The sequence below is a fragment of the Elusimicrobiota bacterium genome, assembly GCA_026388075.1.
Lineage (GTDB): Bacteria > Elusimicrobiota > Endomicrobiia > Endomicrobiales > JAPLKN01 > JAPLKN01.
On record JAPLKN010000004.1, the window covers coordinates 1 to 14777 of the forward strand.

The following is a 14777-nucleotide window of genomic DNA, read 5'->3' on the forward strand; positions in this document are numbered from 1 at the left end:
CCTGCGCAGTCAAAACTCCAACACTTTTTGTTCTAGCATGTATTACCGGATCATCCAGCAGAGCGCCTTTGAACATATCTATAGGGCCTAAGAGAGAATCTAAAGTTCTTAGTATCCAAGGAATATCGTCATTTTCAATATCGCGTCTTACACCGCCGATTTTCATCATACCGTAATGCTGTCTGTTTCCCGAGATTCTTTCAAAAATATCTAATACAGGCTCGCGGTATTTCCAAGACCACATCCAAAGAGTGTTATATCCCATAAAATGGCCTGCGAGTCCTAGCCACAAAAGATGCGAATGAACCCGCTCAAGTTCTCCGATAATGCTTCTTATGTATTTCGCCCTTTCAGGAATTTCAATATCTGCCAGGTCCTCAACTGCATTTACATAAGCAAACGGATGCGATGTGGAACATATCCCGCAGATACGTTCTACGGCAAATATTCCCTGATCAAAATGTTTTCCCTCAGATATTTTTTCAATTCCTCTATGGACGTAGCCAAGCTCAATATCAATGCCAATCACTTTTTCCCCATCAACTTGAAGCCTGAAAAACTCAGGTTCTTCCTGAAGCGGGTGATACGGCCCTATAGGTATGAAACATTTTTTTTCTTCACTCATTATCGTGCCTCAGCGGATATTTTCCTTCAGGCTAGTCATCGGAAAGCAAAAGATGCCTTAAATTCTTATGGCCAATAAAATTTACCCCTAAAAGTTCATGAATTTCCCGCTCTATCCATTCAGCAGCTCTAAGAATGTTGGATATTGAATCAATAGCAGGATTTTTCTTGTCATAAATAAAAGCCCTTAACGAAAATATTTTATCGGAAGAATCATCGGAAAAATGATACATAATCTCAATATACTTGCGAGTATCGGTTCCGGTAGCGGTTATAAAACGAAGGCCAAAATCATTGAAAAATGATTCCGCGAAAAACTTTACATAAGCCGGATTGATATCAATATAAATTTTTCCCTTTTCAGTTTCCTTTAAAGAAATTATTTTATCGGCAAATTTTAGTTTTATTTCTTTTTCAATATCCATTTTAATTTTCACCCTTTTTTGTTCAGTCTATCTATAAGTTTAAGAATCCCTGAAATTATAGCTTCAGGTTTCGGAGGGCATCCGGGAACGTACACATCAACCGGGATTATTTTATCAACAGGCCCGCAGGTATTATATGAATCTTTGAACAAGATTTCCGAGCAAGCGCACCCGCCTATGGCCAGAACGAAGCATGGTTTTGCTACCTGTTCGTATAATTTTTTTATTCTATGAACTACCTTTTTATTGACAGCCCCGGTAACAAGCAATACGTCTGCATGCCTAGGCGAACCAACCAGCTGAACGCCAAACCTTTCTAGATCAAATCTTGGAGTTAAAGCATCTAAAATTTCTATATCACAGTTGTTGCAAGGGCTGCAAGCAGCGTGAAAAACAAAAAGCGATTTAGTTAATACTCTATTTTTGAAACTCATATTTTATAAAATTATTGTCTTTATATCTTAATACCCTAAAACTGCCAATACAATTGCCAAAGAAGCAATTAAGAATAAAAATTCCCAAAAAAACCTTATTGATTGATCAATTCTTAAACGAGGATTGGTATTTTTTATTAAAAAAAGAATCAGGATAATAATTGAATATTTTATTGGTATTGTAAACCAGCTCCCCCCGCTCCAGAATAATGCTACGATAAACAAGGGCCCAATTATTAGCATCATCATTTTGCTTAATTTCCATAATGCAAGAAAAGGGCCAGAATATTCTATGTAATTTCCTGAAACTATTTCTGTTTCTGCTTCGGCCGTATCAAAAGGAATTAAACCCATTTTTGCCTGAATGCAAAGTATTGCGACAAAAAACGCTAAAAACCCCGAAAAATTAAAAATATAGGAAACTGCTTGCTGCTGTGATAAAATAATATGTCCTAAAGCAACACTTTTCGATTTAATAATGGGGACGATTATACTTAGAATGAACGGGAGCTCATATCCGAGAATAGACTTAATTTCACGGCTGGCGCCAACAGAAGCGAATGGATTATTTGAGGCCGAGGCACCCATTATTGACGCTATTGAAGGCATTGCCATAAGATAAATCAAAACTATTAAATCCCCTACAAAACCCGTATAAGGATTAAACCAGGTTATAATCAAAAGATTTGAAATAAGAATGATGGAAAAAAAAGCCATTAAAGGAGACAATACAAAAACCCAAGTATTGCCCTTATCCGGTATAACACTTTCTTTATACATCAGTTTAATTACATCGTACAATGGCTGCAATAAAGGAGGCCCTATTCTCCATTGAATCCTGGCGCTTATTTTCCTGTCAATCCAGGATACAAACATTCCTGAAACTGTAAGAAAAAGAAAGCCCGGAAAAATAAAAAAATACAGCAAAAAATCTATCATTTATCTTTTTTCCACTTTACAGTGTAGACAAAATATTTTCCGCCTCTAACCGCATAAATCTCTTTTGACGGGTCTTCCTTTACTTCGGTCCATTCAAGAGCATTTTCTTTGCAGGTAGTAACGCAAATCGGAGGAACATTATTATCTGAACGGTCAAAACAATAATCGCACATAGTTGTTTTATATTCCACAATTTCAGGATAAATCACTCCGAAAGGGCAGCTTACTGTACAAGATTTGCAGGACGTACAGCGCATAGAATGCCTGTCCAGCATTCCGTCTTCCCTTTTTTCTAAAGCTTCCCAAGGGCATGAAGCGACGCAAGGAGCGTTATCACACCTTCTGCATACATGCTCCTGCGCAGCAAGAGCTAAAAGACGAACATAACCGTTATTATCCGGATGATAATAGTAATTGCATTTGGCAGTGCATTTTTTGCATTTATAACATTTTTCCAAATCAATAAATAATTTTTTCATGCGAAAGGATCCGGAATATTTTTTATTTGGTCATAAGTAAATACGGGGCCGTCTTTGCAGACAAAATAAGGACCAAGCTGACAGTGGCCGCATTTGCCGATCCCGCAAGACATATTCTGCTCCATGGAAAGATAGATATCTTCCGGTTTAAAACCTATTTCCAAAAGTTTCATGGTTCCAAACTTCATCATGATGGGAGGCCCGCATACAACCGCAACGGAATTTTCAAAATCAACCTTCACCTGATCAAGCAGGCAGGTTACTACTCCCACGGTTTCATTCCAAGCGCCTATTGTGCATTTATCAACGCTTCTTAGAATTTCCAGCCCCTTTATTTTTTCCCATTCATCAAACTGCTTTTTATAAATGATATCTTCCGGAGTTCGTGAACCATAACAAAGGATAATTTTTTTGAATTTCTTTATTTGAGAAATTAGAGTTAAAAGAAACGATCTCAGCGGTGCCATGCCGACTCCGCCGCCTAGAATAAGAACCTCTTTATCATAAAATTTTTCTACCGGATAACCGTTTCCGTAAGGGCCTCTTAATCCTAGCGTCGCACCCGGAGAAAGATTGTGAAGCTGGCTTGTTAAGCGGCCGGCTTTCATTATCGTAATATCAATGGTTTCTGTTTCTATCGGTGAAGAGGAAGGCGTAAATGGCGCTTCGCCTGAGCCGGGTATTGCCAATTCAACAAATTGTCCGGTTGAAAAACTGAATTTCTCGCCCGGTCTTATTACAAATGTTTTTATAACGGGAGATTCTTCTATTATATCTTCCAATTTTGCAGGTATGAGTTTATAAGGGCTTTTAAACATTTATTTATTCCGTAAGATAGAAAATCTAAATACTTTTATTTTTTAAGAATTCAATTCCGCTTTAATTAAACACCCGCTGATATGTTTAAAAAAAATATCTCGCGGGGTTTACGGCTCCATAATAATTTTTTGAAGGCTTTTTCTTATATCTATTTTACCCTGGCATACATCTATGCATCTTCCGCACCCCGTGCACGCATAAAAATTAAAATTTTCCGGCCTGTAGAAAAGTTTACATATATAAAAATTTCTTAAACGCTCAAATCTTGTTTTGCGAGGATTTGCTCCTCCGGCCACTCTGCCGTAGCCAGCCGACTGGCAGGAATCCCAGGTTCGAGTTCTTTCCCACTTCTTCTTGGATTCGGCCATTATAAAGCAATAGCAGGTCCCGCAAATAAATCTGCAGGCGTCGCATTCCACGCAGGTCGGGGCAACGAAAGCTTTCCATTGCTGTGAATCAAAATTATTCTGAACTATGCTGCGGGGATTATCCCACGTAAAATCCTTATTATTTTGCATAACGCTTTGAGTCATCCTGTTCCTAATATCTTCCCTTTCTTTAAGATGATACGGCTGCGGGTCCTGAAAAAGCCTTTTTCTGTCTAGAATCAAGTTCTCGCACACTAAGCTTCCGGCCTGAACTAGAAATCCGCCTCTCAGAGAAGTTAAATTCATATCAAAACCTTCAGTAGGATAGGGTTTGCCTTCCATAGAAGTGCAAAAACAGCTTGGGGCATATTCTTCGCAATCAGAAGATATTAGAATGGTATTTTTTCTCTTGTTTTCGTAATAAGGGTCCTTAATTTTTCCTCCCAAAAACATGGCATCCAAAGTTTTAATATGGCCGAGATCGCAGCCCTTAAGCCCTAAAATTATTGTCTTTTTAGTTTGGGGTTCGGTTGTAACTTCTTCTTTTACCGGGGAAAAAAATCCTTTGGTTGGATGCAATACTCTATAACTGTCCAGTACAATCTGGGAAAGATTTTCAGTTGTTATTCTTTGCCAGAATGATATTTCGGGAGATTGTTTAATCGGGGCATAAGTATTGAATTGTCTTAACAGGGTTTGCAGAAAATGTGTCCAGTTGGAATTGGTAATGTAATAAAGAGACATTTATAACTCTTTTCAATAAGATTTTGTGTTGGAAAAAAACTAGGAAAGTTTTAGTGATTTTATAAAAAAATAAGGTATGTGTCAATTTTGCATAATTCATATTTACCCCGTTAGAGAAGGCTGCCGACTCCTGTCGGCAGATTGAAATCATGCTGTTAGATGGCGATGTAATGCCGCCATGTTTATTCGCGGAGCGCCCGTTATCTCTAACGGGGTTTACCGAAACATTAAAAATACATTAGATTTATAACAAAAATATATAATTTTGATTGATTTTTTTGGGTATATTTTAAAAAAATAATTTTGGCATTATTTAAGAAAAACTTATATAATCCCTTAAAGTTAAATGAACCTCCCCACAGTCCGCCCAGGGCGGACGGGGTATCAGTTGTACCCCTCTTTTGCAAAGAGGGGCAGGGGAAAAGTCTTTGGACCGAACTGCTTGTGAGGAAGATTTATTACTGTCAAATCCCTCTCCCGCCCACGGCGGGTCAGCCTTGGGCTGACAATCTCCCTTTTTCAAAGGGTAGGTCTTTGGGCCGAGCCTGCCCTTCGATTTTACTCAGGGCGGTGAGCATAGTCGAACCGCGAGCGAGGGAGAAGTTATAGGTGACCCCGTAGTCCGCCGCGGCGGACGGGGAATTGTCAAGATAAATTTGTATTTTGCCTATTGCTCAGATAGGCTAATTTTAGCAGAACGAAGGTTAGCGCGGAATTAGCATTTGCTCATTTAAAAAAAATTATATAATATATGAAGCACTTGGTCTTACGACCATAATATCTTTGGTTTCTCCGGCGAAATCCCTGCCCGCCGGCAGGCGCGGCGCCGAAGCACATCCGCCCGCGCTAGACGTGTCATCAATGCAGCGCGGCTATTCGCCGCATTGTTGACCCGCCGCGGCGGGGATTACCCTTTTCGCATTTCAGCCCTAGGCTGATCTGCCTGGGGCATGACATCTACGGACTTATGTCCTTAAATGAATGCGAAGGCGGATAAAAAAGAAATTTCGGAGGTTATTATATGAAAAATTATAACACTCAGGATTTACGTAATGTCTGTTTAGTCGGCTCCCAGGGAAGCGGTAAGACATCGCTCGCAGAATCAATACTTTTCAATGCAAATATTATAAATAGAATAGGTAAAATTGAGGAAGGTAATACTGTTTGCGATTATACTGACGAAGAAATAAAAAGGAAAATATCAATAAACTTAAGCGTTTCTTTTCTTGAACATAAAGAAAAAAAAATAAATATTTTGACTGCGCCCGGCTATGCCGATTTTTCAGGCGAGCTTTATGCCGGATTAACAATTTGTGAAGCAGCGATACTTGTTATAAGCGCTGATACGGGAGTAACTCCTATAGTTGAAGACATCTGGGAATATCTTGAATCGAAAAACATTCCCACAGTTATATTTCTAAACAAACTTGACAAAGAAAATCTTGATTTTAAGGTTATCCTTGCTTTTTTAAAAGAAAAGTTAAGCCGCAATATTGTTGATTTGGAAGTCCCTGACTCAACCGGGAATAGCTTTTCTGCGGATATAAATCTTTTAGATGAAAAAATACCCGAAGAAGACATCCCTTTTAAAAATACCATGATTGAAGATATTTCCTCAGGGGACGATTCTCTCACCGAAGAATTTCTGGAAGGAAAAGAAATATCTCCTGAAAAATTAAAAGCAACTTTGAAAAAGGAAATATTGGAAAGAAAAGCATTCCCCCTGCTTTGCGGAAGCGCAACGAAAAACATCGGAATCAAGGAATTAATGGATTTTATAGTTGAATATCTTCCTTCCCCGCAAATTAATTCGAAAGATTCAAAACTGAATGCCTTAGTTTTTAAAACTTTAAGCGAGCCGGGAATGGGACGAATAAATATGGTAAAAGTTTTCAACGGAAAACTTCAGGCAGGAAAAGATGTATATAATTACACCAAAAAAACTAATGAAAGAATAGGCCAAATTTCTTTGATACAGGGAAAAAAGAGAACCGATGTAACCGAAGTTGATACGGGAGATATTGTAGCTTTGCTGAAACTAAAGGATGTCCGCACAAATGATACTTTGTGCGAAGAAAAAAACAGCCCTGAAATCAGGCATATAGATTTTCCCGAACCCTTATATGACCGTTCCATAACCGCTAAAACTAAGGCTGAAAACGAAAAACTCGGGAACGCTCTTTCAATATTAATGCTTGAAAATCCATCAATTAAACACGTATTTAACCCTGAAACTAAAGAAATAGTAATTTCGGGCACGGGTAGTATGCAAATGGAAATTATCGCAAGTAAAATAAAATCTCAATATAACATTGAAGTGGAATTAAATACGCCTAGAGTCCCGTTTAAGGAGACAATACACGGAAAAGCCGAAGGACAAGGAAAATATAAAAGACAGTCCGGCGGCAGAGGCCAGTACGGAGATTGCTGGTTAAAAGTTGAGCCCTTAGAAAGAGGCAAGGGTTTTGAATTTGTTGATAAAATTGTCGGCGGAGTAATACCCAAAAACTATATTCCGGCTATTGGAAAAGGCGTTAAAGAAGCTATGGAACAAGGAGTTTTAGCCGGCTATCCCGTTATTGACATCAGAGTAACCGTTTTTGACGGCACATTCCATGAAGTTGATTCTTCTGATATGGCATTTAAGATTGCCGGCGCCATAGCTTTAAGAAAAGTTGTCGGAGAAGCAAAACCTGTCCTTCTTGAACCTATTATGGATGTTGAAGTAAGGGTTCCCAGCGACTATATGGGTGCCATAATGGGAGACTTAAATTCCCGAAGAGGAAGAATTATCGGTATGGATAAATCCGGAAGAAAAGAAGTTATCAAAGCAAAAGTCCCTTTAGCTGAGATGTTTCAATATTCTACTGATTTAAGATCTCTTGCAAAAGGGAGCGGCAGGTTTAATATGAAATTTTCAACTTATGAAGAAGCCCCTTTTGAAGTTACCAAGCCCATAATTGATCACTTTCAGAAATCCAAAACTGTAGAAGAAGAAAAATAGAATTATTGTTGATTTTAAGCAAAATATTTTTAGTTAATTTAGTAACAAAAGATCTTTGAATGTTTCTTTTTCCTTTTAGGAAGGAGTTCAGCGAAGCGCCGATGAATGAGGGAACCTAAGGTTCCCTCTTGGGGAGCGTTTTGCGGAGCAATTCCTTTCGGAGCAAAACAATCCCTTGTCAGTTTCAACTGACAAGGGTAAGCCTGAACTTGTTCAGGCGCGACTAAGGAAGGGTGGCCGAGTGGTTGATGGCGCTGGTCTTGAAAACCAGTGTCCGCCTTTGGCGGACCGGGGGTTCAAATCCCTCCCCTTCCGCCATGTACCACGTAGGGTACATGGCGAGTCATGAATACCCGAACACAGTGAGTGGTTCATGGACGCAATGGCTAGGCATCAAAAAAGCCTTCTAAAACGTATTCATTTTAGAAGGCTTTTTAAATTATATTTAAAGTATTACTTTATGCTTCGCAGCGCGATCTTTTTACCTCTTTTATTATCCAAGGAATGATTTCGTATAAGTTTCCTTCCAAAGCAAAAGTTGCCATTTTCATCATAGGGCATTCCGGATCCTTATTTATTGCAACTATTACATCTGCGGCGCTCATTCCAACCTGATGCTGAATCTGACCTGAAATCCCGCATGCAAAATAGACTTTTGGAGCCACTGTCCGGCCGGTTTGGCCTACCTGATGAGAATATGGTATCCAGCCCGCGTCAACCGCAGCCCGTGAAGACCCCACAGCCCCGCCCAAACATTCAGCGAGTTCTTCAATCAGCCTAAAGCCTTCTGGATTACCCAGCCCCCTGCCTCCTGAACATATAATATTGGCATCTGCAAGGTTAACCTTAGATGAAGTATCCTTAATAAATCCTAAAAATTTGGTCCTGTTAATTATTTTTTTGTTATCAATTTTACGAACAATAATTTCCCCTTTTCTGTTTTCATCCTTTTTTGACGGTTTAAATACTTTATGCCTTACAGTAGCCATCTGAGGGCGATGCCTGGGCGTAAGAATGGTTGCCATAATATTCCCGCCGAAGGCAGGCCTTGTCTGCATCAAGTTTTTCGTTTTAGGGTCAATATCCAGGGCTGTGCAGTCAGCGGTAAGGCCGGTATAAATTTTCGCCGCAACACGCGATGCAAAAGAGCGCCCGATATTTGTGGCTCCCATTAAAACTATTTCAGGTTTTTCAGTTTCTACAAGATGCGACAAAATATCACTATAGGAATCGTCCTGGAATTCAATGAATACCGGATCATCAAAAACATAAACCTTATCTGCGCCATGCTGAATCAGATTATCAGCCTTGGATTTAATATTATCACCAATTAATATAGCGCTTAAAGGAACTCCTAGTTTATCTGCCAGGACTCTGCCTTCATTGAGTAATTCATACACAATGGGAGAAATCTCACCATGCCTTTGTTCTGCGTATATCCAAACACCTTTGTAATGAGAAGGATTTTTGTCCAGTTTAATGGGTTCTTCTTTTACCATTACGATAGCGCCGAATTTCTTGCAGGATTCAATGCAGGCGCCGCAAAAAGTGCATTTATGCATATCAATTACGGCTAATTTTATCTTTTTGTCGGATCTTTCTACTAAACTAATAGCCCCAAAAGGGCAGCTTTCAACACATATTCCGCAGCCTATGCATTTTTCCGGAAGCACATTGATTTGATTTGGCATCTAGCAGCTCCTGAAATTATTTAGGGTCTGCTGAAAAACATATCAGACCCTTGATTACACTGATTACAGAATTGATTACACAGATTATGATTGACGGTGAATCGGTGTAATCTTGCCATTATCTGTGTACTGCTTTATATCAACTGATGATTTCTAAGTTTAGAGACAAGCTTTTGTGCCATTTCCTGAATAGATCCATTAAGCTTTTCTCCCCCCGGCCTCGGAGGCGGGCTAAAAATTTTCATTACCTGAGTAGGAGAACCGGTTAAACCGATATTTTCTTTTTTTGCATTAATTTTTGCAGCATCCAATTTTAATATTTCGGCTTTTTTCGCGTTCATCATTCCTCTTAAGGAAGGAATTCTTGGCGTATTTATTTCTTTAACAACTGTTATCACTGCCGGCAAGGGCATTTCAATTAAGTCATAGCCGTCTTCCATCATGCGTTCAACTTTTATTGAATCCTGTTTGATTTCCTCAATTTTCTTTACATAAGCAACATGAGGTATATCAAGCATTTCTGCAATTCCGGGCCCAACCTGCGCGGTGTCTCCGTCAGTTGCCTGTTTCCCGCAAATAATAAGGTCATACTGGCCTAAGGTTTTTATTGCTTGTGCCAAAGTGTAAGAAGTTGCCCAAGTATCTGCTCCGGCAAATGCTCTGTCCGTAATGAGTACAGCGTTATCTATGCCCCGGGCTAAAGCTTCCCTCAAAGCTGTTTCTGCCTGGGGTGGCCCCATTGTAATTACAGTAGTTTTGCCGCCATTTTTTTCTTTTAACCTGACCGCTTCTTCAATAGCATATTCGTCAAAAGGATTTATGATAGATTCCACACCTTCTCTTTTAAGTGTCCCTGTAGTTGAATCTATTTGTACATTCGTAGTATTTGGAACTTGTTTTACGCAGACTATTATTTGCATTTTGACTTCCTTTCCGTTAGTTCTTGATATTTTTTAACTTAACCCTTACCCCTTACAACTTATCACTATTTTTTAGCAGCTGCTTCCTTAATTAAAGCAAGTGCGATTTCGTTGCGCTGAATCTGGCTGGTTCCTTCATAAAGCTGAGTAATTTTGGCATCTCTCATCATTTTTTCTACAGGATATTCTTTCATATATCCGTATCCGCCAAAAACCTGCACCGCATTTGTTGTAACTCTCATGGCTACTTCCGAAGCATATAATTTGCACATCGCTGATTCTTTTGTTGTTCTTTTACCGGGATTGGCATCCATCATTCTTGCCGCGGCATAAAGCAGGCAGCGCGCAGCTTCAACTTCTGTTGCCATATCCGCAAGCATATGTTGTATTCCCTGGAACGAAGATATCGGTTGTCCAAACTGTATTCTGGTTCTTGAATACGCTATAGCTTCTTCAAGTGCCCCAGCCGCAATTCCCAAAGCTTGTGCGGCTACACCCGGCCTGGAAGCATCAAGAGTAGCTTGGGCAATAATCAAGCCATGGCCTTCTTTCCCCACCAAATTTTCTTTAGGAACCTTGCAGTTATTAAAAATCAGTTCTCTGGTGGAAGAAGCTCTTATGCCCATCTTATTTTCTTTTTTCCCAAAATCAAATCCGGGCATGCCTTTTTCCAAAATAAAGCACGAAATTCCTCTTGCGCCTCTTTCCGGGCTTGTTTTAGCAAAAACTGTATAAATTTCTGCGTCTCCGGCATTAGTAATAAAACACTTGGTTCCGTTCAGTATATAGTAATCTCCTTCTTTTTTTGCTGTAGTTCTCATTCCAGTAGCATCCGAACCGGCTTCAGCTTCGGTTAAGCCAAAAGCGGCCAATTTTTTACCGGAAGCTATATCAGGAAGATATTTTTTCTTTTGCTCTAAGCTTCCGCCGATAAGTATAGGAAGAGTTCCCAGGGCAGTAGCTGTTAAAGCGAGAGCAATGCCTCCGTCAACTTTGCATAGCTCTTCTGTTAATAAAACTAAAGAAAATACTCCTTGTCCAAATCCTCCGTATTCCTGGGGAATATATGTACCGCAAAGGTCTGCTTGAGCAAATTCCCTTATTATTGGCCAAGGGAACTCTCCTGTTTCATCGTAATGCTCCCGTACAGGTTTAATTTTTTCCTGGGCAATTTTTCTAGCAATTTCGACTATCATTTTCTGTTCATCTGTAAGAAAATACTCCATCGGAGCCTCCGGATTAGTTGTTTTTACTTTTTTGTTATCGTTTTTATCGCATTTTTTGCTGCAGCCTGCTGGGCTTCCTTTTTAGACTTTCCTGCACCTGAGCCCAGTAATCTTTTCTTTAGATATACTCCTATTTCAAAAAATTTCTTGTGATCCGGCCCCGTTTCACTGATAACTTTATATTCCGGTAATGTTCTGTGTTCGGATTGGATACGTTCCTGCAGCCTGCTTTTTGAATCGCTGATAATCACTCTTTTTTGCTTGGAAAGATGTTCTAGGATAAAATCTTTGGCAGCCTGATAGCCTGAATCAAGATAAATCGCAGCTATTATTGCTTCAATTGTATCGCATAAAAGACCGTCTCTTTGCCTGCCTCCGTTCGCTTCTTCCGATTTGCTCATATATATAAAATTCCCCAGTTTAAGCCCTCTTGCCCATTTGGACAGATTCTGACTTGAAACAATCTGGGATTTTAACTGGGAAAGTTTTCCTTCGTGTTGTTCAGGATATTTGTGATAAAGAAAATCCGCAGAAGCTGAGGATAAGATACTATCCCCGAGAAATTCCATGCGCTCATTATACTCGTTTAAAGTTGCTCCAGCGAGATAAGACTTATGCGTCAGCGCTCTTTTCAATAATCCGATATCTTTAAATTTTATACCGATTATTTTTTGTACTTGCTTTAAATCACTCAACATAACGTTTAATGGCGATCGTTGAATTATGCCCTCCAAAACCCAAAGAGTTAGACAAGGCAAAATTTATTTTTGCCTGCCGGGCAACGTTTGGCACATAGTCAAGATCGCATTCGGGATCAGGAGTTTCGTAGTTTATTGTGGGATGGATAAATCCTTTTTCCATGCAGACCAGCGTTGCGGCCAATTCTATTGCGCCTGCAGCTCCAAGTAAATGTCCCAATATTGATTTAGTAGATGAAATTGGGATTTTATAAGAGCGCTCGCCAAAAACCTTTTTTATTACCAGAGTTTCAGTCTTGTCATTTAATGAGGTTGAAGTACCGTGCGCGTTTATGTAGTCTATTTGTTCAGGTTTGATTTCCGCGTCTTCTAAACACATTTTTACTGCCTGGATAGCGGCTTTTCCTTCCGGATCAGGAGCGGTTACATGGTAAGCATCATCACTTGCCCCATAGCCAGCAATCTCAGCATATATTTTTGCACCTCTTTTTTTGGCGTGGTCCAGCGTTTCAAAAACAAAAATTGCAGAGCCTTCTCCCATTACAAAACCGTCCCGGTTTTTATCAAAAGGCCGTGAAGCTTTTTCGGGAGCATCATTCCTTTCGGAAAGAGCTTTAACATTGCAAAAACCGGCAAGGCTCAAAGGAGTTATTGGCGCTTCAGAGCCTCCCGTAATAGCTATGTCGGCATCGCCATATCGCAATAACCTCAAAACATCTCCCATAGCGTTATTTGCTGATGCGCAAGCGCTCGTAACCGCATAATTGGGACCGGTAAAACCGAATTTAATAGCTATTTCTCCCGGTAGCATATTAGTTATCATCATCGGAATAAAGAAAGGGCTTACCCTTCTTGGCCCTTTTTGCAGTAAATTCTTCTGTTCTTCTTCCATAACTTCTATGCCTCCGATACCTATGCCCGCAATAACACATACCCTGGACCGATCAATTCTTGTAAGATCCAACCCTGAATCTTCAACAGCCATTTTAGCTGCGGCTACGCCAAGCTGAGTAAAACGCGCCATGTGCCTGGCTTTTTTTCTTTCAATCCCGAAATTTTCAGGATTGAAATCTTTTATTGTTGCAGCTATTTTGGTCGGATGAGCACTGACATCAAATGAAGTTATTAAACTTACTCCGGATTTTCCTTTGCGCAAGTTCTCAGAAAAAACTTCTTTTCCTATTCCAATAGGCGATACTACACCCATTCCGGTAATAACAATTCTTTTTTTCATAGAAATTTGAACCAATATATTATTGTTGTCTTATTTTGAGCCCTGATGGCCCTTTATGTAGTCAACAGCCTGGCCAACCGTTTGAATTTTTTCGGCTTCTTCATCCGGAATTTCCAAGCCAAATTCTTCTTCAAAAGCCATAACTAATTCTACGGTATCCAAAGAATCTGCACCAAGATCGTTCACAAAAGAAGCTTGTGTCGTAACTTCCGCCGGATCAACACCTAACTGCTCAACAATAATTTCCTTTACTCTTGATTCTACTTCTGCCATTTTCTTTTCCTCCTTATTTTGTTATCAGCTTTCAACTCCTAGCCCTAAGCCGTGGGCTATCAGCCTTTAGCTGCCATGCTACTCAGCGTATAGCGGACAGCGTTTAGCGGATAAAGAAACAAAGGAAAAGTCATTTACTATCCGCTATGTGCTATACGCTAACCGCTATTATATTACATATACATACCACCGTTTACAGATATGGTATGTCCTGTAATATATGAAGAATCATCGCTTGCTAAAAAAACTGCTGCCCTGGCCACATCTTCCGGTTCACCTAGGCGTGACAGAGGAATTTGTTCAGAAAGTTTCTTTTTTGCTTCCTCAGGAAGCGCATCGGTCATTGCAGTCCTTATAAAGCCCGGAGCGATCGCATTAACAAGAATATTGCGTGAAGCAAATTCACGGGCGCAGGTTTTAGTTAACGCTATAACTCCGCCTTTTGAAGCAGAATAATTGGCTTGGCCCGCATTTCCCATCAAACCAACTACGGAAGCAATATTAATTATTTTGCCTGACCTTTGTTTTATCATAATTTTGCTTACAGCTTTAATGCAGTTAAAGACCCCTTTTAAGTTTACAGATATGACCGAATCCCATTCAGATTCCGTCATTCTTAATATCAAATTATCGCGGGTTATCCCGGCGTTGTTGACTAGTATATTTATTTTTTGAAATTTGTCAAGTGTCTGTTGGATTAATTTTTCGCAATCACTCAAACTAGATGTGTTGCCATCGACGGATAAAGTCTCTATATTAAATTTTTGTTTGATTTCTTCGGCAGTTTTTTTTGCAAGCTCTCCATTAATATCTGATATAACTACTTTTGCCCCTTCTTTTGCAAAAGCTTCAGCAATTGCCTTCCCTATACCTTGAGCAGCCCCCGTAATAACTGCAAT

The 14777-nt window shown here is 39.7% G+C and carries 15 protein-coding genes and 1 tRNA gene; 2 read left to right on the forward strand and 14 right to left on the reverse strand.

The window, feature by feature from the left end; all coding sequences use genetic code 11:
* From NT145_00120 to NT145_00150, 7 genes are all read right to left on the reverse strand, one after another.
* On the reverse strand, nucleotides 1-625 hold a 625-nt coding region (locus NT145_00120), incomplete at its 3' end, for a nickel-dependent hydrogenase large subunit (GenBank protein ID MCX5781104.1).
* Between the two features lie 31 nt (nucleotides 626-656).
* Nucleotides 657-1049, reverse strand: a complete 393-nt coding sequence (locus NT145_00125) for an NADH-quinone oxidoreductase subunit C (protein MCX5781105.1) — start codon at nucleotides 1047-1049, stop codon at nucleotides 657-659.
* 8 nt (nucleotides 1050-1057) lie between these two features.
* Nucleotides 1058-1483, reverse strand: coding sequence for an NADH-quinone oxidoreductase subunit NuoB (nuoB, locus tag NT145_00130; protein ID MCX5781106.1), 426 nt, complete (start codon nucleotides 1481-1483; stop codon nucleotides 1058-1060).
* A gap of 27 nt (nucleotides 1484-1510) precedes the next feature.
* On the reverse strand, nucleotides 1511-2422 hold the full coding sequence (locus NT145_00135; GenBank protein ID MCX5781107.1) for an NADH-quinone oxidoreductase subunit H: 912 nt from the start codon (nucleotides 2420-2422) through the stop codon (nucleotides 1511-1513).
* Nucleotides 2419-2901 carry a 4Fe-4S ferredoxin gene (locus NT145_00140; GenBank protein ID MCX5781108.1) on the reverse strand — a complete coding sequence of 161 codons (483 nt, stop codon included), beginning with the start codon at nucleotides 2899-2901 and terminating at the stop codon, nucleotides 2419-2421. The genes NT145_00135 and NT145_00140 overlap by 4 nt, the downstream gene beginning before the upstream one ends.
* A complete protein-coding gene (locus tag NT145_00145) occupies nucleotides 2898-3719 on the reverse strand; it encodes an FAD/NAD(P)-binding protein (protein ID MCX5781109.1) in 822 nt (273 codons plus the stop codon). Before NT145_00145 ends, NT145_00140 begins: the two co-directional genes overlap by 4 nt.
* 108 nt (nucleotides 3720-3827) lie before the next feature.
* Nucleotides 3828-4832 (reverse strand): 4Fe-4S dicluster domain-containing protein, encoded by a 1005-nt coding sequence (locus tag NT145_00150; protein MCX5781110.1) that lies wholly within the window; start codon nucleotides 4830-4832, stop codon nucleotides 3828-3830.
* A gap of 1021 nt (nucleotides 4833-5853) precedes the next feature.
* Between NT145_00150 and fusA the strand changes: the two genes are divergently transcribed.
* The gene (gene fusA, locus NT145_00155; GenBank protein ID MCX5781111.1) at nucleotides 5854-7836 is read left to right on the forward strand and encodes an elongation factor G; all 1983 of its coding nucleotides are present in this window, start codon (nucleotides 5854-5856) and stop codon (nucleotides 7834-7836) included.
* Between the two features lie 227 nt (nucleotides 7837-8063).
* Nucleotides 8064-8154 (forward strand) — tRNA-Ser (locus NT145_00160).
* Nucleotides 8155-8294: 140 nt separating this feature from the next.
* Here NT145_00160 and NT145_00165 read toward each other — a convergent pair.
* The 7 genes from NT145_00165 to fabG form a co-directional block, all read right to left on the reverse strand.
* Nucleotides 8295-9527, reverse strand: a complete 1233-nt coding sequence (locus tag NT145_00165; protein MCX5781112.1) for an electron transfer flavoprotein subunit alpha — start codon at nucleotides 9525-9527, stop codon at nucleotides 8295-8297.
* A gap of 134 nt (nucleotides 9528-9661) precedes the next feature.
* On the reverse strand, nucleotides 9662-10447 hold the full coding sequence (locus NT145_00170) for an electron transfer flavoprotein subunit beta/FixA family protein (protein MCX5781113.1): 786 nt from the start codon (nucleotides 10445-10447) through the stop codon (nucleotides 9662-9664).
* Nucleotides 10448-10512: 65 nt separating this feature from the next.
* Nucleotides 10513-11673 (reverse strand): acyl-CoA dehydrogenase family protein, encoded by a 1161-nt coding sequence (locus tag NT145_00175; GenBank protein MCX5781114.1) that lies wholly within the window; start codon nucleotides 11671-11673, stop codon nucleotides 10513-10515.
* 23 nt (nucleotides 11674-11696) lie between these two features.
* A complete protein-coding gene (gene rnc, locus NT145_00180; GenBank protein MCX5781115.1) occupies nucleotides 11697-12371 on the reverse strand; it encodes a ribonuclease III in 675 nt (224 codons plus the stop codon).
* Complete coding sequence (fabF, locus tag NT145_00185) at nucleotides 12361-13605, reverse strand: beta-ketoacyl-ACP synthase II (protein ID MCX5781116.1); 1245 nt, start codon at nucleotides 13603-13605, stop codon at nucleotides 12361-12363. Before fabF ends, rnc begins: the two co-directional genes overlap by 11 nt.
* Before the next feature lie 30 nt (nucleotides 13606-13635).
* Complete coding sequence (gene acpP, locus NT145_00190) at nucleotides 13636-13878, reverse strand: acyl carrier protein (protein ID MCX5781117.1); 243 nt, start codon at nucleotides 13876-13878, stop codon at nucleotides 13636-13638.
* A 173-nt stretch (nucleotides 13879-14051) separates the two neighbouring features.
* A partial coding sequence (gene fabG, locus NT145_00195) for a 3-oxoacyl-[acyl-carrier-protein] reductase (GenBank protein ID MCX5781118.1) occupies nucleotides 14052-14777 on the reverse strand: 726 nt, incomplete at its 5' end.